A 283-nucleotide genomic window follows, 5' to 3' on the forward strand; every position below is an offset into this window, starting at 1 on the left:
CCAGCAGGCTGATGTCGCCCGCCGACAATGCCGCAAGACAGGCCGATTCATCCTGTACCCACTGACAGGAGAGCCCCAACCCGGCGATGGTCTGTTGCAGTTGCATCCCCTGAAACGGGTGATCCTCGAGCAGCAGCACCTTGTTAGCGGCCAGCCAGTTGCACCAGTTACGGTAACTGGCGGCAAGCCCCCCCAGCCAATCCTCGCCGATAGCGTAGATCCCCTCATGCTGCTGCAACTGGGGGAAATAGTCCGCCTGCTGATGAGCGGCGGGGTCGTAAAG

At 61.5% G+C, this 283-nt stretch carries 1 pseudogene; it reads right to left on the reverse strand.

Going from position 1 to position 283, the window contains the following annotated elements:
* Nucleotides 1-283: pseudogene (locus BN1139_RS00005) on the reverse strand (response regulator); the annotation flags it as partial.

It is taken from the genome of Aeromonas veronii bv. veronii (genome assembly GCF_000820225.1).
Taxonomy (GTDB): Bacteria; Pseudomonadota; Gammaproteobacteria; order Enterobacterales; family Aeromonadaceae; genus Aeromonas; species Aeromonas veronii.